27 protein-coding genes are annotated in these 26,245 nt (G+C 71.3%); 10 read left to right on the forward strand and 17 right to left on the reverse strand.

Annotation, left to right across the window (positions count from 1 at the left end):
- Window positions 1–5: 5 nt before the first annotated feature.
- Genes ureB through H0487_RS02335 form a run of 5 tightly spaced genes read left to right on the forward strand, consistent with a single transcriptional unit; the run spans window position 6 to window position 4,129 of the window.
- A complete protein-coding gene (gene ureB / locus H0487_RS02315) occupies window positions 6–332 on the forward strand; it encodes an urease subunit beta (RefSeq protein WP_220793000.1) in 327 nt (108 codons plus the stop codon).
- A complete protein-coding gene (locus tag H0487_RS02320; protein ID WP_183092613.1) occupies window positions 325–2,031 on the forward strand; it encodes an urease subunit alpha in 1,707 nt (568 codons plus the stop codon). Before ureB ends, H0487_RS02320 begins: the two co-directional genes overlap by 8 nt.
- Entirely contained in the window at window positions 2,031–2,687 is a 657-nt protein-coding gene (locus tag H0487_RS02325) for an urease accessory protein UreF (protein ID WP_246382883.1), read from the forward strand. The genes H0487_RS02320 and H0487_RS02325 overlap by 1 nt, the downstream gene beginning before the upstream one ends.
- A complete protein-coding gene (gene ureG, locus H0487_RS02330; protein WP_183092614.1) occupies window positions 2,680–3,393 on the forward strand; it encodes an urease accessory protein UreG in 714 nt (237 codons plus the stop codon). Before H0487_RS02325 ends, ureG begins: the two co-directional genes overlap by 8 nt.
- Window positions 3,377–4,129, forward strand: coding sequence for an urease accessory protein UreD (locus H0487_RS02335; protein ID WP_183092615.1), 753 nt, complete (start codon window positions 3,377–3,379; stop codon window positions 4,127–4,129). Before ureG ends, H0487_RS02335 begins: the two co-directional genes overlap by 17 nt.
- A 14-nt stretch (window positions 4,130–4,143) precedes the next feature.
- Here the strand turns inward: H0487_RS02335 and H0487_RS02340 are convergent, their stop codons facing one another.
- A complete protein-coding gene (locus H0487_RS02340) occupies window positions 4,144–5,208 on the reverse strand; it encodes a substrate-binding domain-containing protein (RefSeq protein ID WP_183092616.1) in 1,065 nt (354 codons plus the stop codon).
- A gap of 122 nt (window positions 5,209–5,330) precedes the next feature.
- Between H0487_RS02340 and H0487_RS02345 the strand changes: the two genes are divergently transcribed.
- On the forward strand, window positions 5,331–5,768 hold the full coding sequence (locus H0487_RS02345; RefSeq protein ID WP_183092617.1) for a MarR family winged helix-turn-helix transcriptional regulator: 438 nt from the start codon (window positions 5,331–5,333) through the stop codon (window positions 5,766–5,768).
- Here H0487_RS02345 and H0487_RS02350 read toward each other — a convergent pair.
- The 9 genes from H0487_RS02350 to pafA all read right to left on the reverse strand — a co-directional run bounded on the left by H0487_RS02350 (window position 5,675) and on the right by pafA (window position 15,269).
- Entirely contained in the window at window positions 5,675–8,413 is a 2,739-nt protein-coding gene (locus H0487_RS02350; RefSeq protein ID WP_183092618.1) for a DEAD/DEAH box helicase, read from the reverse strand. The genes H0487_RS02345 and H0487_RS02350 overlap by 94 nt on opposite strands.
- Window positions 8,410–9,282, reverse strand: a complete 873-nt coding sequence (locus tag H0487_RS02355; protein WP_183092619.1) for a diacylglycerol kinase — start codon at window positions 9,280–9,282, stop codon at window positions 8,410–8,412. Before H0487_RS02355 ends, H0487_RS02350 begins: the two co-directional genes overlap by 4 nt.
- 9 nt (window positions 9,283–9,291) lie before the next feature.
- Complete coding sequence (locus tag H0487_RS02360) at window positions 9,292–9,717, reverse strand: hypothetical protein (protein WP_183092620.1); 426 nt, start codon at window positions 9,715–9,717, stop codon at window positions 9,292–9,294.
- Entirely contained in the window at window positions 9,714–10,550 is an 837-nt protein-coding gene (gene tatC, locus H0487_RS02365) for a twin-arginine translocase subunit TatC (protein WP_183092621.1), read from the reverse strand. Before tatC ends, H0487_RS02360 begins: the two co-directional genes overlap by 4 nt.
- A gap of 10 nt (window positions 10,551–10,560) precedes the next feature.
- Entirely contained in the window at window positions 10,561–10,785 is a 225-nt protein-coding gene (locus tag H0487_RS02370; protein WP_281370584.1) for a Sec-independent protein translocase subunit TatA, read from the reverse strand.
- Window positions 10,786–10,885: 100 nt separating this feature from the next.
- Complete coding sequence (locus H0487_RS02375; RefSeq protein ID WP_183092623.1) at window positions 10,886–11,911, reverse strand: helix-turn-helix transcriptional regulator; 1,026 nt, start codon at window positions 11,909–11,911, stop codon at window positions 10,886–10,888.
- Window positions 11,908–12,870, reverse strand: a complete 963-nt coding sequence (locus H0487_RS02380; RefSeq protein WP_183092624.1) for a helix-turn-helix transcriptional regulator — start codon at window positions 12,868–12,870, stop codon at window positions 11,908–11,910. Before H0487_RS02380 ends, H0487_RS02375 begins: the two co-directional genes overlap by 4 nt.
- Window positions 12,871–12,891: 21 nt before the next feature.
- Entirely contained in the window at window positions 12,892–13,884 is a 993-nt protein-coding gene (locus H0487_RS24120; RefSeq protein ID WP_183092625.1) for an FKBP-type peptidyl-prolyl cis-trans isomerase, read from the reverse strand.
- Between the two features lie 23 nt (window positions 13,885–13,907).
- Window positions 13,908–15,269: a Pup--protein ligase gene (gene pafA, locus H0487_RS02390; RefSeq protein ID WP_183092626.1), complete on the reverse strand. Its 1,362-nt coding sequence runs from the start codon at window positions 15,267–15,269 to the stop codon at window positions 13,908–13,910.
- A 129-nt stretch (window positions 15,270–15,398) separates the two neighbouring features.
- Here pafA and H0487_RS02395 point away from each other — a divergent pair, with 129 nt between their 5' ends.
- Together H0487_RS02395 and H0487_RS24125 are read left to right on the forward strand one after the other, a co-directional pair.
- Complete coding sequence (locus H0487_RS02395; RefSeq protein WP_220793001.1) at window positions 15,399–16,337, forward strand: helix-turn-helix transcriptional regulator; 939 nt, start codon at window positions 15,399–15,401, stop codon at window positions 16,335–16,337.
- Window positions 16,338–16,427: 90 nt separating this feature from the next.
- Window positions 16,428–16,985, forward strand: a complete 558-nt coding sequence (locus H0487_RS24125) for an ANTAR domain-containing protein (protein ID WP_183092627.1) — start codon at window positions 16,428–16,430, stop codon at window positions 16,983–16,985.
- A gap of 24 nt (window positions 16,986–17,009) precedes the next feature.
- On the opposite strand, the gene prcA is transcribed toward H0487_RS24125, so the two are convergent.
- The 4 genes from prcA to dop are packed head-to-tail and all read right to left on the reverse strand — an operon-like array spanning window position 17,010 to window position 20,391.
- Window positions 17,010–17,816 carry a proteasome subunit alpha gene (gene prcA, locus H0487_RS02405; protein ID WP_183092628.1) on the reverse strand — a complete coding sequence of 269 codons (807 nt, stop codon included), beginning with the start codon at window positions 17,814–17,816 and terminating at the stop codon, window positions 17,010–17,012.
- On the reverse strand, window positions 17,813–18,631 hold the full coding sequence (gene prcB / locus H0487_RS02410; RefSeq protein WP_183092641.1) for a proteasome subunit beta: 819 nt from the start codon (window positions 18,629–18,631) through the stop codon (window positions 17,813–17,815). Before prcB ends, prcA begins: the two co-directional genes overlap by 4 nt.
- Window positions 18,632–18,664: 33 nt before the next feature.
- Window positions 18,665–18,862, reverse strand: coding sequence for a ubiquitin-like protein Pup (locus H0487_RS02415; protein WP_183092629.1), 198 nt, complete (start codon window positions 18,860–18,862; stop codon window positions 18,665–18,667).
- Between the two features lie 20 nt (window positions 18,863–18,882).
- Entirely contained in the window at window positions 18,883–20,391 is a 1,509-nt protein-coding gene (gene dop / locus H0487_RS02420; protein ID WP_183092630.1) for a depupylase/deamidase Dop, read from the reverse strand.
- 107 nt (window positions 20,392–20,498) lie between these two features.
- Here dop and H0487_RS02425 point away from each other — a divergent pair, with 107 nt between their 5' ends.
- Together H0487_RS02425 and H0487_RS02430 are read left to right on the forward strand one after the other, a co-directional pair.
- On the forward strand, window positions 20,499–21,308 hold the full coding sequence (locus tag H0487_RS02425) for a DUF1206 domain-containing protein (protein WP_183092631.1): 810 nt from the start codon (window positions 20,499–20,501) through the stop codon (window positions 21,306–21,308).
- A gap of 29 nt (window positions 21,309–21,337) precedes the next feature.
- Complete coding sequence (locus H0487_RS02430; protein ID WP_183092632.1) at window positions 21,338–23,014, forward strand: hypothetical protein; 1,677 nt, start codon at window positions 21,338–21,340, stop codon at window positions 23,012–23,014.
- 40 nt (window positions 23,015–23,054) lie between these two features.
- Here H0487_RS02430 and H0487_RS02435 read toward each other — a convergent pair whose 3' ends face one another.
- The 3 genes from H0487_RS02435 to H0487_RS02445 form a co-directional block, all read right to left on the reverse strand.
- Window positions 23,055–23,996, reverse strand: coding sequence for a hypothetical protein (locus H0487_RS02435; RefSeq protein WP_183092633.1), 942 nt, complete (start codon window positions 23,994–23,996; stop codon window positions 23,055–23,057).
- 39 nt (window positions 23,997–24,035) lie between these two features.
- On the reverse strand, window positions 24,036–25,778 hold the full coding sequence (gene arc / locus H0487_RS02440; RefSeq protein ID WP_220793012.1) for a proteasome ATPase: 1,743 nt from the start codon (window positions 25,776–25,778) through the stop codon (window positions 24,036–24,038).
- 103 nt (window positions 25,779–25,881) lie between these two features.
- Window positions 25,882–26,245 (reverse strand): type 1 glutamine amidotransferase family protein (locus H0487_RS02445; RefSeq protein WP_512698503.1); only part of this gene is annotated, 364 nt, incomplete at its 5' end.

Below are 26,245 nucleotides of genomic sequence, written 5' to 3' on the forward strand. Positions count from 1 at the left end.
ACCTGATGGCCGTCAACAGCTCCGGTCCCGGTGCCCTCCGGGTCGCCGAGGGGACGATCGTCCTGAACGCCGGGCGTACCGCCGAGGAGAGGGGCGTCCTCGTCATCACCAACACCGGCGACCGACCGGTCCAGATCGGCTCCCACATCCACCTCGCCGAGGTGAACGCCGCGCTCCAGTTCGACCGGGCCCGTGCTGCCGGGTTCCGTCTCGACATCCCGTCGGGCACGTCACGGCGGTTCGAGCCCGGCGCCTCGCAGGAGGTCGCGATCGTCGCGCTCCAGGGCCATCGGGTCGTGCCCGGCATCCAGCGGAAGGCCCAGCATGGTTGAGATCAGCCGCGCGTCGTACGCCGCGCTCTACGGACCGACGGTCGGCGACCAGGTCCGCCTGGGCGACACCGACCTGTGGATCGAGGTGACCGAGGACCACACCGTCGGCGGCGAGGAGGCCGTGTTCGGCGGCGGCAAGTCGATCCGTGAGTCGATGGCCCAGTCCACGCGGACCTCCGCCGAGGGCGCTCTCGACACCGTGATCACCAACGCCGTCGTCCTGGACCACTGGGGCGTGGTCCGGGCGGACATCGGCATCCGCGGCGGACGGATCGTCGGTCTCGGACGCGCCGGCAACCCCGACATCGCCGAAGGCGTCCATCCCGACCTGGTGATCGGCCCCGGGACCGACGTGGTCTCCGGCGAGGGCAAGATCGTCACCGCCGGCGCTATCGACGTCCACGTGCACCTGCTCTCCCGATCGCAGGTGGTGGAGGCGCTGGCGACCGGCATCACGACCATCGGTGGCGGCGGGACGGGGCCGTCCGAGGGGTCCAAGGCGACCACGGTCACACCGGGAGCCTGGCACCTCACCGCCGTCCACCGTGCCCTCGACGACCTCCCGGTCAACGTGCTCCTCATGGGCAAGGGCAACACGGTGAGTGCCGCCGGTCTCGCCGAGCAGGCACTGGCAGGGGCCGCGGCCTACAAGGTCCACGAGGACTGGGGCTCGACACCGGCCGCCATCGACGCCGCGCTCCGCGCCGCCGACGAGCACGGTCTCCAGGTCGCCCTCCACTCCGACTCGCTCAACGAGGCGGGCTACGTCGAGTCGACGATCGGCGCGATCGACGGCCGGTCCATCCACGCCTTCCACACCGAGGGCGCCGGCGGTGGCCACGCTCCGGACATCCTGACGATCGCGTCCCTCCCCCACGTCCTGCCCGGCTCGACCAACCCGACGCTCCCGCACACGGTCAACACCGTCGCCGAGCACCTCGACATGCTCATGGTCTGCCACCACCTCAACCCGGCCGTGCCGGAGGACCTCGCGTTCGCCGAGTCCCGGATCCGGGCCACGACGATCGCCGCGGAAGACCTGCTCCACGACATCGGAGCGCTGTCGATCACCTCCTCCGACGCGCAGGCGATGGGCCGGATCGGGGAGGTCATCTGTCGCACCTGGCAGGTCGCACACGTCATGAAGGCCAGGTTCGGCCGGCACGCCGACCTGGGCGCGGGGGCCGCCGACAACGCCCGCGCCCAGCGGTACGTCGCGAAGTACACGATCAACCCCGCCATCGCGCACGGCATCGCCGACGAGGTCGGGTCGATCGAGGTCGGCAAGCTCGCCGACCTCGTCGTGTGGGACCCGCGGTTCTTCGGGGTCCGACCCTCGGTGGTGATGAAGGGCGGTGCGCTGGTGTGGGGCGCGCTCGGCGACCCCAACGCGTCGATCCCCACTCCCCAGCCGGTGCTCATGCGTCCCACGCTGATGAGCGACGCGAGCCCGTACGCCGTCACCTTCGTCGCTCCGGCGGCGCTGGAGGACGGCCTCGCCGACCGGCTCGGCCTCCGGCGGCGCTTGGCGCCCGTGAGCCCGACCCGTGGGATCACGAAGGCCGCCATGGTCAACAACACCGCGCTCCCGCGGATCGACATCGACGCCGAGACGTTCGAGATCGACATCGACGGTGAGCGGGTGGTCCCCGCGCCGGCGACCGAGCTCCCCCTGGCTCAGCTCTACGCGATGTTCTGATGCACCCCGACCTCCTCCTCATGCTGCTGGCCGACGCTCGGCTGCCGGTCGCCGGCCACACCCAGTCGGCGACCGTCGAGGCAGCCATCGCGCACGGCCTCACGACGCACGACGTCCCGGCGTACGTCCGGACCCGCCTCCAGAGCGTGACTCTCGTCGAGGCCGGGACCGCGGTCGTGGCCCGCCACGCGGCGCTGACGGGGGCGTCGGTCGACGTCGTCGAGACGGCGTGGGCCGCGCGGACCCCCAGTGCTGCCCTTCGCGCGTCGTCGCGGGGTCAGGGCAGGGCACTGGTCCGGCTGGCGGGGCGACTGTGGCCCGAGGTCCTGCCCGGCCTCGCCGAGGTCAGGGCGCCCGGACGCGCGACCGTCCTCGGCGTCGTCGCAGCCCACCTGGCACTGGGCCCGGAGCCACTGGCCCGGCTCATCGGGTACGACGACGTGCAGACGGTCTGCGCCGCGGTGCTCAAGCTGGCCCCGACCGACCCGAGCGTCGTCACCGGCTGGGTGGTGGACTCCCTGCCTGACGTCGACCGGCTCGCCGCGACCGTGGCCCACCTGGAGGAGCCGGCCGACGTGCCGGCCGTGGGCTGCCCCCAGATCGAGGCGTGGGCAGAGGCCCACGCCCGGACCAGCAGGAGGTTGTTCCGTGCCTGACCACCACTCTCACGGGGAGCGCCACACCCACGTTCACCCGCGCGCGCTCCGCCTCGGCGTGTGCGGTCCCGTCGGGACCGGCAAGAGCTCGCTGATCGCCCTGCTGTGCCGTGAGCTGGCCGGCCGGCTGAGCCTGGCGGTCGTCACCAACGACATCTACACCGACGAGGACGCCCGCTTCCTGCGCTCGGCCGGGGTCCTCGACGCCGACCGGATCCGGGCCGTGGAGACCGGCGCCTGCCCGCACACCGCGATCCGCGACGACATCAGCGCCAACCTGATGGCGGTCGAGGAGCTCGAGGACGACTACGGCGACCTGGACCTGGTCCTCGTCGAGTCCGGCGGCGACAACCTCACGGCGACCTTCTCGCCCGCGCTCGTCGACGCGCAGGTGTTCGTGCTGGACGTGGCGGGCGGCGGTGACGTGGCCCGCAAGGGCGGGCCCGGCATCGAGCGGGCCGACCTGCTGGTCGTGAACAAGACCGACCTGGCGCCGTACGTCGGGGTCGACGTGGCGCAGATGGTCGCGGACGCGACGGTGGCCCGGGGCACCCGGCCCGTCATCGGCCTCTCGCGCCTCGACGGCACGTCGATCTCCGAGCTCCTCAGCTGGGTGGAGGCGACGCTCGACGCCCACCGCACGGGCGCTCTCGTCCCCCAGGACCCCGGCCCGATGGCACGGCACGTGCATGCTCACGAGCACTGAACGGGTCGGCCGTACCAGGATCCGCGTCGGCGCCTCGCCCGACGGTGGCCGCTGCCGGGTGAGGAGCACCTCGGCGGGCTCCGACCCCGGCGCGTCGTCGTTGCGCGCCGTCCTCGTCCACCACGACGCGACCGGGGCGACGATCAGCCTGGTCCCCGAAGGGGCGCTGCTGCTCGCCGGTGACGCGATCGAGATCGACGTCACGGTGGACGCCGGAGCGCGGCTCCACCTGATCGAGCCCGCCGGCACCGTGGCGTTCGACATGCGCGGGGGGCGGGCACGCTGGGACGTCCGGGTCCGGCTGGAGGAGGACGCGGCGCTCACCTGGGCCGGCGAGCCGTTCGTGGTGGCCGCCGGCGCGGACGTCGAGCGGACGACCCGGATCACGATGGCGAACGGCGCTGCTGCTGCCGTCCGGGACACGCTCGTGCTCGGTCGGTACGGCGAGGGCCCCGGACGCGTCCGGCAGCGCACCTCCGTCTCGAGCGGAGCGACGCCCTGGCTGGTCGAGGACCTGCCGCTGGGGCCCGTGAGCGCCCCCGGGCTGCTGGGCGGGCACCGGGTGGTCGCCTCGGTGCTCCTCCTCGGTACGGGCGTGACGGCCGATCCCGACCGGGCGGGCGCCGACCGCCTCGACCTCGAGCACGGCGGACACCAGTGGCGGCGGCTCGGTGCGCAGGCGCACGAGGCGGCCCTGCCCGACGCGTGGGCTCTCGCGCTCGACACGGTGCGCTGAGCGGGCGGGGCCGATCAGTGCGCGCGAGCGATCTGCTCCTCCACCCGGAACTCCAGTCCGTCGGCGGCCGCGACGAACACGTCCTGGTCGAGGAGGTTGCCGGCGAGCCGGACCAGACCACGAGGGCTGGAGTAGAAGTGCCCGTCCGCGAGCCGCTGCACGCTCGCCACGTCGAGCGCGCCGCAGACCTCGCCCAGCCGGGCGAGGAACCAGATCGCCTCGTAGCAGGACTCCCCGACCGCGTTGAGCGTCGGTGCCCACCGACCCCAGCGGGCGTAGTAGGCACGTGCCAGCTCGATGCTCTCCGGGGTCGCGAGCGTGTCGAAGTAGGCCGCGGCCGCATAGAGGCCCTCGTTGGCGGCGGCGCCGGCCCCGAGCAGCGTGTTCTCCTCGACCGCCGGGCTCAGCCGGGTGATGGATCCGCTCAGCCCGGCCCGCGCGAACGCGCGGTTGAAGTGGACGGCGTCCTGGCCCATCAGCAGCATCACCACGCCGTCGACCGGCTGGCGGCCGAGGTCCGCGACGACGTCGCGGAAGTTCGAGGTCCCGAGCGGCACGTAGGTCTCGCTCACCACGGCCGACGCCGTCCCCTGGAGCGCCAGCCGGGCGGTCGCACCGGTCACCCGGGGGAAGACGTAGTCGTTCCCCACGATCGCCCAGCGGCGCTGTCCGAGCTCCTCGCGCATCCACTCGACGGCCGGCAGCAGCTGGTTGATCGGTCGTTCGCCGATCATGAACACCCCGGGCGTCTCGTCCGAGCCCTCGTGCATCGCGGCGAAGGCATAGACCACCCGCCCACCGACGCGGCGCGTGATCGCCTGCCGGACCGCCGAGATGTGCCACCCGGCGATCGCGTGGACCCGACCGGAGTCCACCAGCCGGCCGACCTCGGCGGCGACCTCCGCCGCCGGGCGTCCGGCATCGACGACGACGAGCTCCACCTGGCGCCCCGCGATGCCCGTCGCCGCGTTGAGCTGCTCGACCGCCAGCTCGCCGCACGCGAGGCAGGACGGGCCGTAGATCCCGGTCGGCCCCTGGAGGGGCACGACGAACGCGACCGAGAGGAAGGGATCGGGCATCGGGGGCCTCCGAGCGGTCGTGGAACGGCCTGCCCGGCGACGCTGCGCGAGCGGAAGCGCTCAAACCCCGAGGAGCGCGTGCCTAGGATATCGCTATCGAAGGACGCGGAGGTGACCGAGACATGACGACGAGCCACGCGGTCCGCCTGCGCCGCGCTGAGGCGGCGCTCAAGGACCGCCTGCTCCCCCTCCTCGGCGAGCAGCGCCTGACGATGGAGGACTGGCGCATCATCGCCGTCATCGACGACGAGCCGGGGCTGGCGATGAGCGCGGTGGCGACTGCTGCTGTCGTCCCGCCGGCCACCCTGACCCGCCACATGGACCGGATCGTCGAGCGCGGGCTCGTCGTACGGCACATCGACGCCGCGGACCGACGCCGGGTGGTCCTGGCCCTGTCTCCTGCGGGCCGGTCGCTCGCCGAGCGGCTCCGCGCCGAGGAGGCGCGGGCGATCGACGAGGTCGAGGATCAGTCGGGCGAGACGATGCCGCGCCGCAGCAGTCCGATCGCGGCGCGAGCGGTCGTGCGGACCGGGGAGTCGCCGGCGGCGTCGGCGATCTGACCGGCGAAGTCGACCAGCTGCTTCATCTGGCGGACGAAGTCGCCGGCGGTCAGGTCCGCGCGGGTGAGGACCTCGTCGAGGGCGTCGCCCTCGGCCCAGCGGTACGCCGTCCAGGCGAACCCGGCATCGGGGACGCGGAGGAACGACAGCCCGTGGTCCTTCTCCAGACGCTCGAGCTCGGCCCAGAGCCGCTGCATCGCCTCGATGGTGGTCGCGACCGCACCGCCCGGGACGCGGGGTGGGGACTCGTCGGGACGCCGCGCCTCGTAGACGAGGGCGGACAGCACGGCGGCCAGCTGGGAGGGCGAAAGGTCGTCCCACATCCCCTCGCGCAGCGCCTCCGCGGCGACCAGGTCGAGGTCGGAGTAGATCCGCATCAGCCCGCGACCGCGGTCGGTCACCCGGTCGACGTCGAGGTACTGGAGGGCGTCCAGCACCTCGCACACGCGGTCGAACTCACGGGCGACGGTGTTGGTACGACGTTCGACCCGCCGCGCCAGGGTCTCGGTGTCGCGTTGCAGCTTGAAGTAGCGCTCGGTCCAGCGGGCGTGGTCCTCCCGGTCCGCGCACCCGTGGCAGGGGTGGGCGCGCATCTTCGCCCGTAGCCCGTCGATCTCCCGGGCCACGCCCGGGTCGGAGGGCGACTTGTCGAGCTTGCCGGGTCGCGTCACCGACAGCGGCAGGTCGGCGACCGCCTGCCGCACCGACTCGGCGACCTGCTTGCGCTGCTGCGGGTTGCGCGGCTCGAACTTCTTCGGCAACCGGATCCGGCCCACCGGCTCGACAGGGACCGGGAAGTCCATCATCGCCAGCCGCTTCGCCTGACGGCCGATCGTCACGACGAACGGACGGTGGCCGTGCTCGGACAGGCCCGGGTCGAGCACCACGGCCGGGCCGGAGAAGCGGCCGACGGGCACCACGATCACGTCGCCGGCCTTCAGCTTCTCCAGCGACAGCTCCGCCTCACCACGGCGGTCGGCCCGCCGTGCCTTGCTGGCGTCCTTCTCCAGCGCGTTGATCTGCTGCCGGAACCCGGCGTACTCCATGAAGTCGCCGAGGTGGCACCTCGCCGCCTCCGCATAGCCCTCGAGTGCATCCTCGGCCTTGCGCAGCTGGCGGGCCAGTCCGACGACGGCCCGGTCGGCCTGGAACTGCGCGAACGACTGCTCGAGCAGCTCCCGGGACCGGTGCCGACCGTACTGGTGCACCAGGTTGACCGCCATGTTGTACGACGGCCGGAACGAGGACCGGAGCGGGTAGGTCCGGGTGGAGGCGAGGCCGGCGAGCTCGCGGGGGTTCATGCCGGGCTGCCAGAGCACGACGGCGTGCCCCTCGACGTCGAGCCCGCGGCGGCCGGCCCGGCCGGTGAGCTGGGTGTACTCCCCCGGCGTGATGTCGGCGTGGGTCTCGCCGTTCCACTTCGTCAGCTTCTCGAGCACGACGGTGCGGGCCGGCATGTTGATCCCCAGTGCGAGCGTCTCGGTCGCGAAGACCACCTTGACCAGGCCGCGCAGGTAGAGCGCCTCGACGCACACCTTGAAGGCGGGAAGCATGCCGGCGTGGTGGGCGGCGACGCCGCGGCTGGCCGCGTCGAGGAAGTCGGAGTAGCCGAGCACCTCGAGCTCGGCGCCCGGCAGGGTCCCGACGGTGCTCTCGACGTAGGCGATCACCTCGTCGCGCTCCGCGGGCGTCGTCAGCCGCATCTTGGCGTCGAGGCACTGCTGGACGGCCGCGTCGCAGGCGGCGCGGCTGAAGATGAAGACGATCGCGGGCAGCAGGTTCTCGCGCTCGAGCCGGTCGATGACGTCGACCCGGCCGGGGATCCACACTCGCCTGCCGTTGCCGACGCTGCGGGGGTTCTTGGACGCGCCGGGATTGCCCTTGCGCGGCGAACGACGGTCCCGCATCAGCCGGGTGCTGGCCCAGTCGTCGCGAGCGATCCGCATCAGCTCGTCGTTGACCGGCGCGCCCTCGCGGACGAAGCCTGCCGAGGCGTCCACGTCGGAGGAGGCGAACAGGTCGTGGAGGCGACGACCGACCATCACGTGCTGGTAGAGCGGCACCGGCCGGCGCTCGGCCACGATCGTGCGGGTCTCTCCGCGCACGGTCTCGAGCCACTCGCCGAACTCCTCGGCGTTGGACACGGTGGCCGACAGCGAGGCGACGGTCACCGACTCCGGGAGGTGGATGATGACCTCCTCCCAGACCGCGCCGCGAGCCCGGTCGGCGAGGTAGTGCACCTCGTCCATCACCACGAAGCCGAGGCCGATGAGGGTCCGGGAGCCGGCGTAGAGCATGTTGCGGAGGACCTCGGTCGTCATCACGACGACGGGGGCCTCCCCGTTGACGGTGGTGTCACCGGTCAGCAGGCCGACCTGCTCGGGCCCGTACCGCGTCACCAGGTCGTGGAACTTCTGGTTGGAGAGCGCCTTGATCGGCGTCGTGTAGAAGCACTTGCGTCCGGTCGCCACGGCCAGGTGGACGGCGAACTCGCCCACGACCGTCTTGCCCGCTCCGGTCGGCGCCGCGACGAGGACCCCGTGGCCCTCCTCGAGCGCCCGGCAGGCGTCGGCCTGGAACTCGTCGAGCGGGAAGGGGTAGGACGCGGCGAAGTCGTCGAAGACGGTCTGGCCCGGGGAGCTCACGACAGCACCTGCAGGGCGCCGGGGACGCTCTCGACCGTGAGGGGCAGGGCGCCGTACCGCTCGCCGTCGGCATAGCTGACGATCCCGGGTGAGGCCACGGTCACCCGGCTCACCCGGTGCCGGCTGAACTTCGGGTGGTGGACGTGGGTGCCCTTGAAGAGCTTCGGATAGGTCTTCACGAGCTCGGGCTTGGTCATCGGACCGATGACGATGACGTCGAGCAGCCCGTCGTCGAGCGAGGCGCCCTCGGCGATCCGGAGACCACCGCCGAACGACGGGCCGTTGCCGACGGCGACCAGCATCGCCTCGAGCTGGCGCTGCTCGCCGTCGAGCGCGAGCTCGTAGCGCAGCGGTTCGAAGGTCCGCAGCTCCGCGAGCGTCGCCAGGTTGTAGCGCATCTGGCCGCGCGGCCAGGTCATCTTGTTGGCGCGCTCGTTGACGACCGCGTCGAACCCGGCCGCCAGCACGGTCGCGAACCACCGGTCACCCGACCGGGCCAGGTCGATGCGCCGCGGCTTCCAGGCGAGCAGACGTCGTACGGCGGCCTCGGGGTCGCGACGCGGCAGGTCGAAGTAGCGGGCCACGTCGTTGCCGGTGCCGGCCGGGAGGATGCCGAGCGGGACGTCGGTGCCGGCGACCTCCTGGATCGCCAGGTGCACCAGTCCGTCGCCGCCGCAGACCACGAGCGCATCGACGCCGTCGGCGAGCGCGGCGCGGGCCAGGTCGGTGGCCTCGTCGGCGTCGCGCCCCTGGAGGTCGCGCACCCGCCACCCGGCGCCGTGCAGCAGCGGCAGTGCCGTGTCACGGACCCGGCGAGCGCGGCCCCTGCCCGCCGTCGGGTTGGTGAGCAGGGCGATCTGGCGGGTCACGGCGCCAACCTATCCGGCGCCGCCGCGGTCCCAGCCGGAGCCGTCGCGCGCCACGCGGAGCCGGACGGCGAAGTGGTCCGGCGGGGCGCCGACGGCCTTCGCGAGCCGTCCCACGACGTCGAGCACCCGGGGCGCGTTGAAGTCGGTCCCCGGAGCGCCGAGGGTGAGCCGGTCGTCCCGGTGCAGGATGTGCACCTGTCCGTGCCGCCAGGCCTGGTGGATCTGGATCCGGCTGTCCTCGTCGACCACGGCCACCGGGTAGGCCACGTCGCCCGCCATCAGGTCGCACGGCATCTCGACCCCCGCCGTGTCGCTCCGCAGCACCCCCGGCACGATCCCGTGGTGCATCGGGCCGGCAGCGGACCAGGTCACCGGGTCGACGCCGAGCCACTCCGGGAGGTCGAACGCGTCGACGGCACTGCAGGGACGGGTCACAGTGCCGAGGCCTCGTCCGGGCTGAGGCCGGCGTTGATCCCGCGGCGCGCCCGACGGCGGTCGTTGAGGCGGGCGATCACCTCCGCGACGAGGAACAGGATCACCATCGGGACGGCCATGAACGACATGGTGAACGGGTCGCCCGAGGGGGTGATGACGGCGGCGAACAGGAAGGTGCCGACGATGATCCACGGCCGGTGGTTGCCGAGCGCCTTGCCCTTGACCACACCGGCGAGGTTGAGCATCACGACGAACACGGGGATCTCGAACGCGATCCCGAAGCCGAGCAGCGTCCGCATGAAGAACGTGAGGTAGTCGTTGAAGTCGACCAGGTTGGTGAGGTCCCCCGGGGTGAAGCCGATGAGGAGCTCGAGGCCCTTGGGCAGGGTGAGGTAGCCCAGGGCGATGCCGCCGATGAAGAGCGGTCCCGCGATGACGGCGAAGATCGCCGTCCACTTCTTCTCGCTGGAGTGCAGCCCCGGGAGGATGAACGCCCAGATCTGGTAGAGCCAGATCGGGCTGGACCCGATCAGCGCCGCCATGCCGCACAGCTTGAGGTAGAGCAGGAAGCCGCCGGCCGCGCCACTGGTCGTCGCGACCGTGCGGTCCTCGCCCAGGGCTTGCCGGGCCTGCTGGTAGGGCTCGTTGACGATCGCGAACAACGGATCGAAGAAGAACAGGGCGATGACGAACGCGGCGACGATCGTGAAGGCGATCTTCAGGATCCGGGCGCGCAGCTCCCGCAGGTGGTCGGACAGGGCCATCCGCCCGTCGGCTCCGACGGGGTGGACGGGCTTGCCGACGAAGAGCTTGAAGACTCCCGTGAGCGACAAGTGACCAGGCTCAGGCGTTGCGCTCGCGCGGCTCTTCGACGATCTCGGCCTCGGCGACCTCGTCGGCCGCGTTCAGCTCGCCCTTGGGCGTGTCGTCGTCCTTGAGCCCCTTGGTCTCGGCCTTGAAGATCCGCAGCGCCTGACCGGTGCCGCGAGCGAGGTCAGGCAGCTTGGCCGCACCGAACACGAGGACGAAGATGGCGAGGACGATCAGCCACTCCCATCCCTGGGGCATTCCGATCAGGGGAACCATCGCCTTGCCTACTCTCACTTCGAGGAACTGAGGGGACGTCGCCGCCCCCCGGGGAACTACCTGTGACCATGGTACGCCGCACTCATCGGTACAGCGCGAGGGTCTCCTGTGCTGTCGCTGTGAAAGTCCCGATGAACTCTTCGGGTGCGAGCACCTGTGCGTGCGGCGCGAGCCGGAGCAGCAGCCGCATCAGCCAGCGCGGGTCAGCCACCGGGAGGTCCACCTCGAGCGCCCCCCGGTCGAGCGGGCGCACGTCCTGCATCGGGTAGTACTGCGGCACCCAGTCGGCCTGCGGGTCGAGCCGGAGCGTGGCGACAGTGCCGCCGGCGGGCGCCTCCCCGCTCAGCAGCCCCTCGTGGACCTCGCGCGGCGGCGCCGCCGGCGTGGTCGTGGGCGCGTCGAGCACGGTCGCCTCGGTGATCCGGTCGAGGCGGAAGAGTCGCTCTCCCCCGGCCTCGTGGCACCAGGCGTCGAGGTAGGAGAACCGGCCGTGCGGGACGACCCCGCGGGGGTCGACGACGCGCTCGGACAGCTCGTCGCGGCTCGGCACGTGGTAGGTGAGCCGCACCTGGCGCTGCTCGTCGGCCGCCCGCTGGAGGGTGTCGCTCAACGCGAGCAGGGCCACCTCGCCGGAGCGGGCGTCGACCGCGATCCGCCGGGCTGCGGCCGCGGTCGCCGCTGCGCCCTCGAGCTTGGCCAGCACCGCGTCGATGATCACCTGGGTGGCGCGGGGCGACGCCTGGCGCAGGGTGTGGAGCGCGACCATCACCGCCGAGGCCTCGGTCGGGCTGAGCCGCAGAGGCCGCGCCAGGTAGTCGGCGTTCTCGATCCGGATGACCCCGTCGGCGACCGGGCCGCCCGAGTCGGACTCGATCGCGTCGAGGTCGACGTCGATGAGGTCGTCGGGCAGGCCGCCGGGGAGACCGCACATGAACAGGACCTTGAGGTCGCCGAGGACCTGGGCCGGCGAGGTCCCGAGCAGCTCGGCGGCGTCGGCGAGACGCACCTCGTCGCGGTGGTGGAGGAACGGCACCAGGGTGAGCAGCCGGGCGACCTGGTCGCGGGCACCCGGTGCAGCGGTCCCGGTCGTCCCCGTCGTGGCGGTCATCCGGCGACCGCCTCGAGCCGGCCGACGACCTCGGACCGCAGCGCGAGCGGCTCGAGCAGGACGACGTCGGCGCCGTGGTACAGCACCTCGTCGACGAGGCCCCGGGCCGGCCGTTCGAGAACGACCCGGTCCCACCCGGTCCGGGTATCGGGACCGGTGACGTCGGGGTCGATCCGCGCGGCGCGGCGCCGGAAGCTGTGGCCGGTGCCGCGCCGTACGAGCAGCACCGCGCGCTCGGCGGCCGGCGTCGGTGCGAGGCGCTCGATGGTCTCACGCAGGTCGGTGTCGGGCGGGACCTCGAACGCCCGCGCCGCGCCGACCTTGCGTACGGCGCTCGCGATCCGGTCCAGGCGGAAGACCCGCTCCGCTTCGCGGTCGGTGTCGAACCCCACGAGGTACCAGCGGCCCGACGTGCGGACCAGGCCCCACGGCTGCACGTGCCGCCGCATCGTCGTCGCCTCGTGGGGACGCTGGTAGTCGAACTCGATCCGGGTGCGCTCGCAGACCGCCTCCCAGCAGGGCGCGAACGCCGGCTCGTCGGCGTTGGACCGAGGCTGGGCGATCTCGAGCGCGGTCAGGTCGACGTCGAGCCCGGCGGCGCTGAGCTTGCGCACCGCGTCGGTCGTCGCCTGCGCCATCGTCGCCTGCTGCCACACCCGGGATGCCAACCCGACGACGGCGGCCTCCTCGGGCGTCAGCGAGACGTCCGGCAGGGCGAACTCGTCGGGCGGGATCCGGTAGCCGACCTCGTCGTCGAACAGCGGGTCGATCTGGGCGACCTCGACGGGCACGCCGAGGCTCCGCAGCTCGTCCTTGTCACGCTCGAACATCTTCTCGAACGCGTCGGGACGCGAGTCCGGGTAGAGGAGCTCCCGGATCCGGTCCTTGGCGATCGGGCGCCGCTGGACCAGCAGCATGATGAGGAGATTGAGCAGGCGCTCGCTCTTCGGCGCGGGCATGGCCCCGATTCTGCCTGAGGATCAGCCGGCGGCCAGGATGTCGATGACGAAGTAGAGCGTGGAGTTGCCGGGGATGTCCTCGCCCTGGCCCTCCTTGCCGTAGCCCAGCTTCGGCGGGATGCGGAGCAGGACCCGGCTGCCGACCGTCTTGCCGACCAGGCCCTCGTCCCAGCCCTTGACCACGGCGCCGACGCCGATGGTGAACGTCGCGGGCGCGTCGTTCTGGTAGCTGCTGTCGAACGGCTTGTCGCCGTCCCAGACCTGGCCGATGTAGTTGACGACGATGAGGTCGTTCTTCTCGACGACGTCGCCGGTCCCCGTGACCAGGGTCGCCTGGGTCAGGTCCTTGGCCGCGGCGTCGGGCTCCGGCTGACCGCTGGAGTCGAGCGCGGTGATCTTGCCGTCCTTCTCGACGATCTCGGGGGCCCAGCGCGGCGCGGCCTGCTTCTCGCCCTCCGGGGCGTCGAGCGGTACGGCGTCGAGGTCGGCCACGACGACGATGCCGTCCTCGTTGCCGATGCCGAGCGGGGTGAGCGCCAGCGCGATGTTGGTCTCCCACTCGTCCTCGACGTCGACGACGGCGGCGATGCGGGTGCCGACCGTGGTCGTGCCGGGCTCGATCTCCTGGTTGATGAGCTCGGTCATCAGGTCGATCACCTGGACGGGCTCCTTCTCGGCGCCCACCTCGAGCAGGACCGCGCCCTCCTCGCCGTAGGTGTCGAAGGTGACGTCCTTGGTCACGTCGTTGGAGATCGCGATGTTGGTGAGGACCATGTCGCCCTCCTCGAGGACCGGGCCGTCACCCTCCTCGATCACGGCGGTCTCGGTCGAGCCGGACGCGACGCGTGCCTTCCAGTCGATCTCGGGGGTCTCGCCGACCGTGCCGGAGATCGACACCGCGTCGAACCCCTTGGCGGTCTTCTCGTCCGGGGCGTCACCGCAGCCGGCGAGCACGGCGAGGCCGCACAGCGAGGCGGTGAGGAGAGCGGCAGGGCGGGTCAGTCGGCTGAGCACGCCGAAACCCTACAAGCCCGCCGTCACATTCCGTCGATCAGGCGCTGCACCCGCTCGTCGTACGCCCGGAACGGGTCCTTGCAGAGCACCGTGCGCTGCGCCTGGTCGTTGAGCTTGAGGTGCACCCAGTCGACGGTGAAGTCGCGCCGGCGCTCCTGGGCCTTGCGGATGAACTCCCCGCGCAACCGGGCCCGGGTGTTCTGCGGGGGCACCGACTTGGCCTCGAAGATCTTCAGGTCGCTGGTGACCCGCGCGACCGCGCCGCGCTTCTCCAGCAGGTAGTAGAGACCGCGGCTGCGGTGGATGTCGTGGTAGGCCAGGTCGAGCTGGGCGACCCGCGGGTGGCTGAGCGGGAGGCCGTGCTTGGCGCGGTAGCGGTCGATGAGCTTCCACTTGATGACCCAGTCGATCTCGCGGTCGACCAGGCCGAGGTCGTCGGACTCGACGGCCTTGAGCCCGCGCTCCCACAGGTCGAGGGTGCGCTCGATGACCGGCGTGCTGATCCCGCGCCGGTCGACGAAGTCGCGGGCCTTCGCGAGGTACTCCCCCTGGATGTCGAGGGCGCTGGCCTCGCGTCCGTTGGCGAGGCGCACCTTGCGGCGGCCGGTCACGTCGTGGGAGATCTCCCGGATCGCCCGGATCGGGTTCTCCATCGTGAGGTCGCGCATCACCACGCCCTCCTCGATCATCCGCAGCACCAGGTCGCAGGAGGCCACCTTGAGCATGGTGGTCGTCTCGCTCATGTTGCTGTCCCCCACGATCACGTGGAGACGCCGGTACTTCTCGGCGTCGGCGTGTGGCTCGTCGCGGGTGTTGATGATCGGCCGGCTGCGGGTCGTGGCGCTCGAGACACCCTCCCAGATGTGCTCGGCACGCTGGCTCACCGAGTACGACGTGCCGCGCGGCGTCTGGGTGACCTTGCCGGCGCCGACGATGATCTGCCGGGTCACGAGGAACGGGATGAGCACGTCCGCGAGCCGGCTGAACTCGCCGGCCCGGCTGACCAGGTAGTTCTCGTGGCAGCCGTAGGAGTTGCCGGCCGAGTCGGTGTTGTTCTTGAAGAGATAGATCTCGCCCGCGATGCCCTCGTCGTGGAGGCGCTGCTCGGCGTCGAGCAGCAGGCCCTCGAGCACCCGCTCCCCCGCCTTGTCGTGGGTGACGAGCTCGACGACGTCGTCGCACTCCGGCGTGGCGTACTCCGGGTGGCTTCCGACGTCGAGGTAGAGCCGGGCGCCGTTGCGCAGGAAGACGTTGCTCGACCGGCCCCAGGACACGACCTTGCGGAACAGGTAGCGGGCGACCTCGTCGGGACTGAGTCGCCGCTGGCCCTTGAACGTGCAGGTGACGCCGTACTCGTTCTCGATCCCGAAGATCCGGCGGTCCATGCTCAAACACTACGGGGTCCGGGGCGGGCCGGGGTGTCGTTCGGCCGTGCCGGTCGGCGCGGCGGGATAACGTGACGCCAAGTCCAGGCCAACAACCCCCTGGCCGACTCCTTCGCATGGAGACGCTTGATGCTGCACCCGCCCGTCCGCTCGACCTTCACCACGACCGACCCCGACGAGGGTCGCGCCCGGGTCGCCGCGGACTACTCCGACAACAAGATGGTGGTCCGGGGTGATCGCGAGGCCTTCCGGTACGAGCAGACCCGCGCCGACCTCGGCGTGCTCCGCCTCGACACGTTCGGGAACTCGCTGACGACCGAGTACGCCGTCGAGCCACTCGGCCAGGTCTTCATCGCCGGGATGATCGCCCGGGAGATGGACATCTGGACGGCCGCCGGGCACCGCCGGTTCGGTCCGGGCGACGTCGCCCTCATCGCCCGGCCGGACGAGAAGTACGCCAGTCGCCTCCACGGCGGCCGGATGCACCTGCTCGGCATCGACCTCGGCCTGCTGGCCGACGTCGCCGGGCAGGACCGAGCTCCGCGCCTGCGCTACGAGCCGCTCGGCCGGGCCGAGGCGGCCAGCTGGCGGCGCACGATGCGCTACGTCGACAGCATCCTGCTCGGGGACGACGAGGTGGCGCAGAGTCCGATCGTCCTCGGTCACACCGCCCGGCTGCTCGCCGCGACCGTGCTCGCCGCCTTCGCCGAGCCGATGGACCCCAGCGGGCCGGAGACCCCGCTCCCGGCGCTGCTGCGGCGCGCGATCGACTACTGCGAGACGCACCCGGACCTCGACCTCGGGGTCACCGACATCGCGCAGGCGTGCCACGCCTCGGTGCGTGCGGTGCAGCTGGCGTTCCGACGCCACCTCGACACGACGCCGATGGCCTACCTCCGCAAGGTGCGGCTCGACCGCGTCCGTGCCGAGCTGAAGGAGGCCGACCCGGCCTCGACGACGATCAGCCGGGTCGCCGGCCGGTGGGGCTTCGCCGACCCCAGCCGGTTCAGCGCTCTCTACCGGGCGGCGTACGACGAGCTGCCGAGCGCGACCCTGCGCCGCCGTTGATCCGGGGGCGTTGTCAAGGTTCGTTGAACACCTAGGCCGCTGCGCTTGCTGCGGTAGATCACGACCACGGCCGACCGCTCTACTTCCCCCGTGACCGTGGTGTGCGAGGTGGATCAGGAGGCCCGTCTGCGGGCGGTGCGGCGCTACGAGGTGCTCGACGCGCCCCTCGAGCCTGCCCTTCGGAGGATCGCTGACCTGGCTGCCGTCTCCTGCCACGCTGCGGTCGCTGAGATCACCTGGGGGGAGCCGGACCCCGGCGCCGGACTGGTCGAGCTGGCCCGCCGACCGCTGGTCAGCCCGGACGGCTACGAGATCGGCCACCTCTGGGTCGCCGACCCCGAGACCCGCGTCCTGTCCGCCGACGAGGAGGACGTCCTCACCCGCCTGGCCGCGCTCGTGGTGGACCACCTCGAGCTCCGGCTGCTCGCGCGCCGCAGCGAAGAGGTCGTGGACCAGCTCCAGCAGGGCCTGCTCAGCAACCGCGAGATCGGCAAGGCGCTGGGCCTGCTGATGGCGCAGTACCAGCTCGACGACGACGCGGCCTTCGACAAGCTGCGCGACCACTCGCGCGACCTCAACGTGAAGCTGAGGCTCCTCGCCGCCGAGATCGTGGCGCACCACAACCGCGGCACGCGCCCGCTCGTCTGACGCCCGGACGCGTGCCGTGAGCCGTCAGAGCGGCGGTGCGATCGGCGCGTCTCCGTCGTCGTCCGTGCTGTCCGCGTCGTCCGTGCTGCTGGTCGACTCGGCCGGGGCCGGCTCCGAGGGACCCCGCTCGCCCAGCAAGGCGTCGAGCCGGGCCGGCAGGATCCGCGCGAACTTCCGCGGCTGCGACCGGGAACGGTCGAGCACCGCGACCTCGAGGTCCCCGACCGGGATCACCCGGTCGGTGGTCTGACCGCCCTCGGTGGCGTGACCCAGCGCCGCCACGGCGACCGCGAGTGCCGCGTCGAGGGAGGCACCCTCGGTGTAGTGCTCCTCGAGGTAGGACGTGACCGTCTCGGCGTCGCCTCCCATGACGGCGTAGCCGTGCTCGTCACCCACCCGGCCCTCGTAGGTCAGCCGGTAGATCTGGTCGTCCGCGCTGTCGTCCCCCACCTCGGCGACGAAGATCTCGACCTCGTAGGGCTTCTCGCCCCCGCTGGAGAAGATCGTGCCGAGGGTCTGGGCGTAGGCGTTGGCCAGCCCGCGGCCCGTCACGTCGCGCCGGTCGTAGGAGTAGCCGCGCATGTCGGCCAGCCGCACGCCCGCGATCCGCAGGTTCTCGAACTCGTTGTAACGACCCACCGCGGCGAACGCGATCCGGTCGTAGATCTCCGAGACCTTGTGCAGCGCCTGGGACGGGTTCTCGGTGACGAACAGGACACCGTCGGCGTACTGGACGGCCACCAACGAGCGGCCGCGTGCGATGCCCTTGCGGGCGAAGTCGGCCCGGTCCTTCATCAGCTGCTCGGGCGAGACGTAGAACGGCATGCTCACTGCACGTCACCTCCCTGGAGCAGCGGGGCGTTGGGTCCGTCGGGACGCTGCATCCGTCCCGCCACCACCTGGTCGGCGATCGCGGCGACGTCGTCGTCGCTGATGCGGCGGCCGCCCTCCGCGGTGATCACCCACACGACCGGGAAGATCCGTCGGGTCAGGTCGGGACCGCCCGTCGCGGAGTCGTCGTCCGCGGCGTCGTACAGCGCCTGGACGGTGAGCGTCACGCACTCCGTCTCGGTGAGGTCCTCGCGGTAGAGCTTCTTCATGGCGCCGCGGGCGAAGAGCGAGCCCGAGCCCACCGTGAAGAAGTGGCGCTCCTCGTGGCGGCCACCGGTGATGTCATAGCCGAAGATCCGGCCGATCCCCCGGTCGAGGTCGTAGCCGGCGAACATCGGGACCACGGCGAGACCCTGCATCGCCATCCCGAGGTTGGCGCGGATGAGCGCCGACAGCCGGTTGGCCTTGCCGTCGAGCGACAGGATGCTGCCCTCGATCTTCTCGTAGTGCTCGAGCTCGACCTGGAAGAGCCGCACCATCTCGACCGCGAGGCCGGCGGTGCCGGCGATGCCGACCGTCGAGTACTCGTCAGCGGGGAAGACCTTCTCGATGTCGCGCTGCGCGATGACGTTGCCCATCGTCGCGCGACGGTCGCCGGCCATGACCAGGCCGCCCGGGAAGGTCGCAGCGACGATCGTGGTGCCGTGCGGCGCGAGGTCGGCCAGGCTGCCCGCGGGCAGCGACTTGCGGGCCGGCAGCAGGTCGGGGGCGTGCTCGCTCAGGAAGTCGCTGAAGGACGAGGTGCCCGGCTGCATGTAGGCAGCCGGGATCCGGGCTTCGGTCACGAGCTACTGACCGCCCTTCTGGATGAACGACTTCACGAAGTCCTCGGCGTTCGACTCGAGCACGTCGTCGATCTCGTCGAGGATCGCGTCGACGTCGTCGTCGAGGGATTCCTTGCGCTCGGCGACGTCGGACTCAGGCGCGACCTCGGTCGCGTCCTGCTCCTCGCCGCTCTTGCGCGGCTGCTTCTGCTCCTGGGCCATGCCCCGAGCCTAGCGAGTCCTCAACGGCTGAGGGCGGCGACGAGCGACTCCGCTGTGTCGCACGCGTCGATCAGGTCCCCCACGTGGGCCCGGCTGCCGCGCAACGGGTCCATCGTCGGCACCCGCTGCAGCGACTCCCGGCCCGGCAGGTCGAAGATCACGGAGTCCCACGAGGCCGCGGCGACGTGGTCGGCGTACTTCTCCAGGCACCGGCCGCGGAAGTAGGCCCGGGTCTGCTCGGGCGGCATCGTCATCGCGTGCTCGACATCGGCGTCGGTGAGCAGCCGCTGGATCCGGCCGGCCCCGACGAGGCGGTGGTAGAGCCCCTTCTCGGGACGGATGTCGGAGTACTGGTAGTCGATGAGCTGGAGCTTGGCGTCGTCCCAGGCCAGGCCGTCCCGCGACCGGTACTGCTCGAGGAGCTTGAGCTTGGCGACCCAGTCGAGCTGGTCGGCCAGCGACATCGGGTCGCGCTCGAGCCGGTCGAGGACGTCCTCCCACCGGGCGAGGACGTCGAGGGTCTGCTCGTCCGCGTCGGCGCCCAGGCGGTCCTCGACGTACTTGCGAGCCAGGTCGAGGTACTCCATCTGCAGCTGGACGCCCGTCAGCTTGCGGCCGTCGGCGAGCGTGACGGTCTGGCGCAGCGTCGGGTCGTGCGACACCGCCCGCAGCGACGCGACCGGCGTGTCGACGGTGAGGTCCTCGGCGATGAACCTGTCCTCGATCATCGCCAGCACGAGGGCGGTCGTCCCGATCTTGAGGTACGTCGAGATCTCCGAGAGGTTCGCGTCGCCGATGATCACGTGGAGCCGGCGGTACTTCTCCGGATCGGCGTGCGGCTCGTCCCGCGTGTTGATGATCGGGCGCTTGAGGGTGGTCTCGAGCCCGACCTCGACCTCGAAGAAGTCGGCGCGCTGGCTGATCTGGTAGCCGTGCTCCCGGCCGTCCTGGCCCTTGCCGACCCGGCCGGCGCCGGTGATCACCTGACGACTGACGAAGAACGGTGTGAGGTGACGGACGATGTCGGCGAACGGCGTCGACCGCCGCATCAGGTAGTTCTCGTGGGCGCCGTAGGACGCCCCCTTGTTGTCGGTGTTGTTCTTGTAGAGCACGATCGACGGGTTGCCCGGCAGGTTCTGGGCGAGACGCGCGGCGTCGAGCATCACCTGCTCCCCCGCCTTGTCCCACCGGACGATGTCGAGCGGCGTGACCACCTCGGGGGTCGAGTACTCCGGGTGCGCGTGGTCGACGTAGAGGCGAGCGCCGTTGGTCAGGATGACGTTGGCCAGGCCGAGGTCCTCGTCGGTCAGCTGGGTCGGGTCCGCGACCTGCCGTGACATGTCGAACCCGCGGGCGTCGCGCAGCGGCGACTCCTCCTCGAAGTCCCACCGGGCCCGGCGCGCCCGCACGGTGGCGGACGCGTAGGCGTTGACGACCTGCGACGACGCGACCATGGGGTTGGCCGTGGGCATGCCCTGGACCGAGATGCCGTACTCGACCTCGGTGCCCATCACGCGCCGGACGCTCATGTGTTCAGCGTACGCGGGACGGTGCCGTACCGAGGGTGGACGTGCCGTCCCGCGGATGGGCCGTGCCCGCCGTGGGTACCAGGAGCAGGACCCGAGGGGGCAGATCGATGTCGGTGAAGGAACAAGCGCGCGAGGCACAGGGCTCGACGGCGTTGTCGTGGGTGGCGCGACTGGGGTACGCGACGTACGGCGTCGTGTACGTCGTCGTCGGGATCCTCGCGATCCAGCTGGCGCTGGGCGACAGCACGGGCAAGGTCTCCGGGCAGGGCGCTCTCCACGAGCTCGCCGCTCAGCCCTTCGGGACCGCGGCCCTCGTGGTGGCGGCGATCGGGCTCGCCGCCCTCGTCCTGTGGGAGGTGTGCGAGGCGATCGGCGGCCACACCGACCACGACGGCGCGCGCCGCTGGGCGTCCCGTGCGGGATCCGCCGGTCGCGCCGTCATCTTCGCGGTCCTCGCGGTAGGTGCAGCCAAGATCGTGCTCGGGAGCTCGTCCGGCGGGTCCGGCACGGACGGGTGGACGGCGCGTCTGATGCAGCTGCCGCTCGGTCCCGCGCTGGTGGTGTGCGTCGGGCTGGCGATCGCCGGCTACGGGCTCTGGAACGTCGTCAAGGGTCTGACCGACCGCTGGCGCAAGCAGCTGGAGCACCAGGCCAGCAGCGGCGACCTCGGCACCGCGGTGACGGTCCTGGCGCGGACCGGGTTCACCGGACGCGGGGCCGCCTTCGTGCTCGTCGGCGCCCTGTTCGTCTGGGCCGGGGTCACCCACGACGCCCAGAAGTCCGCCGGGCTCGACCAGGCGCTCCACCGCCTCCGCGACGCTCCGCTCGGCCCCTGGCTGCTCGTCGCGATCGCGGTCGGCCTGGGCGCCTACGGCGTGTTCAACGTCGCGAAGGCGTGGTTCCTGAAGCAGCGATGAGCGGGCTGTCGCGGGTCTAGAGTGCCGACATGGTTGCCCGCACGCTCGCGGTCGCCGCCGTCCTCGTCGCGGCGGCCGCGGCGGTTCCCACCGACTCACGGGCCGACGCCGGGTCGGACCCGGGCCGCGCGGCCGTCACCGGCACCGTCGACGGCTACGACTGGACCCTTCCGGCGGGCACCGACCGGGCGCCCAACAGCGGATTCTTCTCCGAGTACCCGTCCGCCAGGATCGACCTGCGCGGCCTCGACCTGACCTGGCGCCAGGTCCAGCCGCGGCCGGGGGCGCTGAGCACGTCCACGACCGGCACGGCGTACGGGATGGACCTGGCGAGCCTGTCCGACCAGCTCGACGACTCCTCGGACTTCTGGATGCGGATGTTCGCCAGCGGGAAGCCGTGGGCACCGCGATGGGTCACCCGGAAGTGCGACGCGCCGACGGTCGGCCCGGACTACGACGGGATGCGGCACCTGCCGATCTGGCAGCCCTGCGTGTGGACCCAGCTCCGCGACACGTGGCGGCGGCTGATGATCGGCGCGGACCTCCGCTCGGACGACCGGCTGCGGTTCGTCTACGTCCCCGGTGCGTTCACCTGGGCGGAGTTCGACTACGACATGGTCGACGCGGGCGTGCGCCAGACGGGGCTCACGTTCCGCCAGTACCGCCGGTGGCACCAGCGGATGGTCGCCGACCTGGTGGCGATCATGAACGGCAACAACGACGACCCGTCGGACGACTACGCCTACAAGCTCGTCTACACCGGCGAGGACTACCCCTACTCGGGGCGGTTCGGCGACCGGGTCGCGCTCTTCGCGCGGGACGCCGTCGTCGCGGGGATGGGCATCCGCAACGGGATCACCGAGGTCTTCAACAACCACCTCGGCGAGGTGCCGGCCTACGGCACGACGATCGGGGAGGACGGGCACCTCCACACCGACGACGACTGGCAGCTCTTCGACGGCCGACGCGTCGCCGCGGCCGAGAACGAGTGCTACACCGACTGCGGGTTCCACTCCCAGGACCCGCTGTGGAGCGTCCCGATGTCGAACCTCAAAGCGCTCCAGCTGCGGATGAACTGGATCTACGCCGTTCCTGGGCCGAGCCGGTTCAACGCCCTGGCGGACCACTGGGCGTGGGTCCGACTCGAGGTGGGCCACACGGCCGAGACCGCCCCCGACGCCTGGGTCGCCCTCCGCGACGCCGAGGACCGGTACTGGAAGGAGCGCGGCGACAAGACCTGGGACGGGTTCCCCTACGTGCGGAACCTCGAGCGCTGGCTGGTGCAGCGCGACGTGGCGGCCGACGGCACGCCGGTACGCGGATCGCTGGTCCGACAGGGCGACCCGGACCCCTACAACGGGAAGTCCTTCGAGTCCCTGCGCACCGATGTCAGCGACGGCCAGGACCGGATCTACTTCGACGTCGACGAGGACTTCCTCGGCTCCGCTCCGGGAGCCGTGGAGCTGAAGGTCACCTACCGCGGCTTCGCCGGCCGCACCTGGCGGGTCGGCTACCGCACGACGTCGGACGTGCTGGTGACCTCTCCGGTGGTGACCGGAACCGGCGCCGGCGCCCTCAGGACGGTCACCTTCACCGTCCCGGACGCCTCGTTCGACGACTCCCTCGCCGCCTCGACCGACTTCTACCTCGAGGCGCTCAACGGCGACCTCGAGGCGTCGTTCGTCCGCCTCGTCAAGCTCCCCTAGGCGACCTGGTCGGCGACGAGCCGCAGGTGACGTTCGACAGCTACTGATCGAGCCAGGGGAACCCGAGTCCGTAGCCGTCGTCGCTCCGGATCACGGTCGAGCACTGCGACTCCACGATGGTGACCGCGCGGCGGGTGCCCGTCTCGTCCTCGACGACCGCCGTGTGGGTCGGGCCACGACTCATCCCGCAGTCGACCATCGCGCCGTAGATCGCGTGCATCCCGATCCGTACCCGCTCCGCCTCCTCCGCGCTGAGGTCACGCACAACGGGCTCGGCCGCGCCGAACGACCAGGTGCAGAGGATCCCCCGGACAGCGGTCAGTGGCATCACCATCGGGTCGGGGCGGCCGTAGCGGTAGCCGGTCTCGAGCGCGGTCGACGCGCCGTCGCGGTCCACGCTGTCGGGTCGCTGCGGGTCCTCCGGGCAGGTCATCGGGTCGCCAGGGGCGCTGGCGTCGAAGCCGTCGGCGTACTGGCGGCCGTACGCCGCCATCACGACGCCGTAGACCCCGAGCCGGTCCGGCCCGCCGACCGACCATCCTGCGCCTCGCAGGGTGCCGAGGCACGTCGGACCGGTCGGTCCGGAGACCTGCGCCACCTCGCCGTCGTCGTACCCGATCTGGAGCCGATAGGTCCGGCTGAAGCCGCGGCGGCAGTCGAGGCCCGGGTCACCGACGGCAGCCGTGAGGCCCGACAGGAGGTCGAGGTGCGTCGTCAGCGCGTCGGACGGCACCTCCGCCGGCGCGGTGAGACCGTCCGGTCCCGGGCAGAAGCGCACCCAGGTCGGCTCGCCCGCGAGGTCGCCGCGGTCCGCCTCCTGTGCTGCGACGCAGTCCGGCGGCGCGGCGTGCGGGGTCGGCACCGCGCCTTCCGCCGGCTCGCCGGTTCGGACCGGCCCGCTCGCGGTGCTGCCGTCGTCCTGACAACCGACCAGCATCGCGAGAAGCGCGGGGACGAGCAGGACCGACCGACCAGGGGGCATGTCGGAATGACGGTTCCCCGGCGCGATCGGTTCCCGGACCTACAGGTACTGGCCTGTGTTCGACACCGTGTCGATCGACCGGCCCGGCTCGGTGCCCTGCTTGCCGGTGATGAGCGTGCGGATGAAGACGATCCGCTCGCCCTTCTTGCCGGAGATGCGGGCCCAGTCGTCGGGGTTGGTGGTGTTGGGGAGGTCCTCGTTCTCCTTGAACTCGTCGACGCAGGCCTGGAGCAGGTGCGAGATCCGCAGGCCCTTCTGGTCGTGGTCGAGGAAGTCCTTGATGGCCATCTTCTTCGACCGGTCGACGATGTTCTGGATCATGGCGCCGGAGTTGAAGTCCTTGAAGTACAGGACCTCCTTGTCGCCGTTGGCGTAGGTGACCTCCAGGAACCGGTTCTCATCGGTCTCGGAGTACATCCGCTCCACGGCCGCCCGGATCATGCCGGCGACGGTCGCCTGCCGGTCGTTGCCGAACTCGGCGAGGTCCTCGACGTGCAGCGGCAGGTTCGGCGTCAGGTACTTCGAGAAGATGTCGCGCGCGGACTCGGCGTCGGGCCGCTCGATCTTGATCTTCACGTCGAGACGACCGGGCCGCAGGATCGCGGGGTCGATCATGTCCTCGCGGTTGGAGGCACCGATCACGAGGACGTTCTCGAGCAGCTCGACGCCGTCGATCTCGCTCAGCAGCTGCGGGACGATCGTGTTCTCGACGTCGGAGGAGACGCCCGAGCCGCGGGTGCGGAACAGCGAGTCCATCTCGTCGAAGAACACGATGACCGGCGTGCCGGCGCTCGCCTTCTCCCGGGCCCGCTGGAAGACCAGCCGGATGTGGCGCTCGGTCTCGCCGACGTACTTGTTGAGGAGCTCGGGGCCCTTGATGTTGAGGAAGTAGGACTTCCCCTCGGCGCCGGTCTTGGCAGCGACCTTCTTGGCCAGCGAGTTGGCGACGGCCTTGGCGATGAGCGTCTTGCCGCAGCCCGGAGGGCCGTAGAGCAGGATCCCCTTCGGCGGCTTGAGCTCGTGCTCGGCGAACAGCTCGGGATAGAGGTACGGCAGCTCGACCGCGTCCTGGATCATCTCGATCTGGTTGCCGAGACCGCCGATGGTCTCGTAGGTGATGTCGGGGACCTCTTCGAGGACCAGCTCCTCGACCTCCGACTTCGGCACCCGCTCGTAGACGTAGCCCGCCCGTGAGTCGAGAAGCAGGGAGTCACCGGCTCGCAGGGTCTCGTGGAGCAGCGGCTCGGCGAGCCGGACCACGCGCTCCTCGTCGGCGTTGGCGATCACCAGGACCCGCTCGCCGTCGGCGAGCAGCTCCTTGAACATGACGACCTCGCCGACGGTCTCGTAGTCGAACGCCGCGACCACGTTGAGCGCCTCGTTGAGCATGACCTCCTGGCCGCGCCGGAGCTGGTCGAGGTCGACGTTGGGACTCACGCTCACCCGCAGCTTGCGGCCGCCGGTGTGGATGTCGACCGAGTCGTCCTCGTTGCGCTGGAGGAACGTGCCGAAGCCGGCGGGCGGCTGGGCGAGCCGGTCGACCTCCTCCTTGAGCTTGAGGATCTGGTCACGCGCCTCGCGCAGGGTGCCGGCAAGACGCTCGTTCTGGGCGGTCACCGCAGCGAGGGAGCGCTGCGCATCGGCGAGCCGGAGCTCCAGCGATCGGGCGGCCCCGCCAGGGACGTCGGTCACCCGGTGACGCAGGTCGTGGATCTCCGCCTCGAGGTAGCGCACCTGCTCCTCGAGCTCTTCGCGACTCTGTCGACGCCCGTCGGCTCCCATGTTCGACATCGGCGTACCTCCTGCTCCCAGGGAACTCGTCCGCTACCAACGTACTGCGCCCAGTGGCACACGGGAGGGGTTCGGCTCGGGGCGTCGGTCACGATTACGTTGCGTCGACCGATCCGTAGCGGCTCGCGAAGTTGCGCAGGATGGTCATCGGGTGGGTGACGCTGACCGCTGCCGCGGCCTCCCCGAGGGCCTCCTGCTCGGACGGGTCGAAGTAGCCGTAGTGGGCATAGACGGCGATCCGGGTCAGGATCCCGTCGAGGTCCAGCTCGGGGTGGAACTGGGTCGCGTAGACGTGCTGCCCCACCCGGAACGCCTGGACGGGGGCGGCCTCGGACGTCGCCAGCGCCACCGCTTGACCGGGAAGCCGGCTGATGCACTCCTTGTGGCCACCGTAGGCGCCGAACGCGCGCGGGAGCCCCGCGAACAACGGGTCGGCCAGCCCAGCGTCGGTGAGGTCG

The sequence above is a fragment of the Nocardioides stalactiti genome, assembly GCF_014180715.1.
Lineage (GTDB): Bacteria > Actinomycetota > Actinomycetes > Propionibacteriales > Nocardioidaceae > Nocardioides > Nocardioides stalactiti.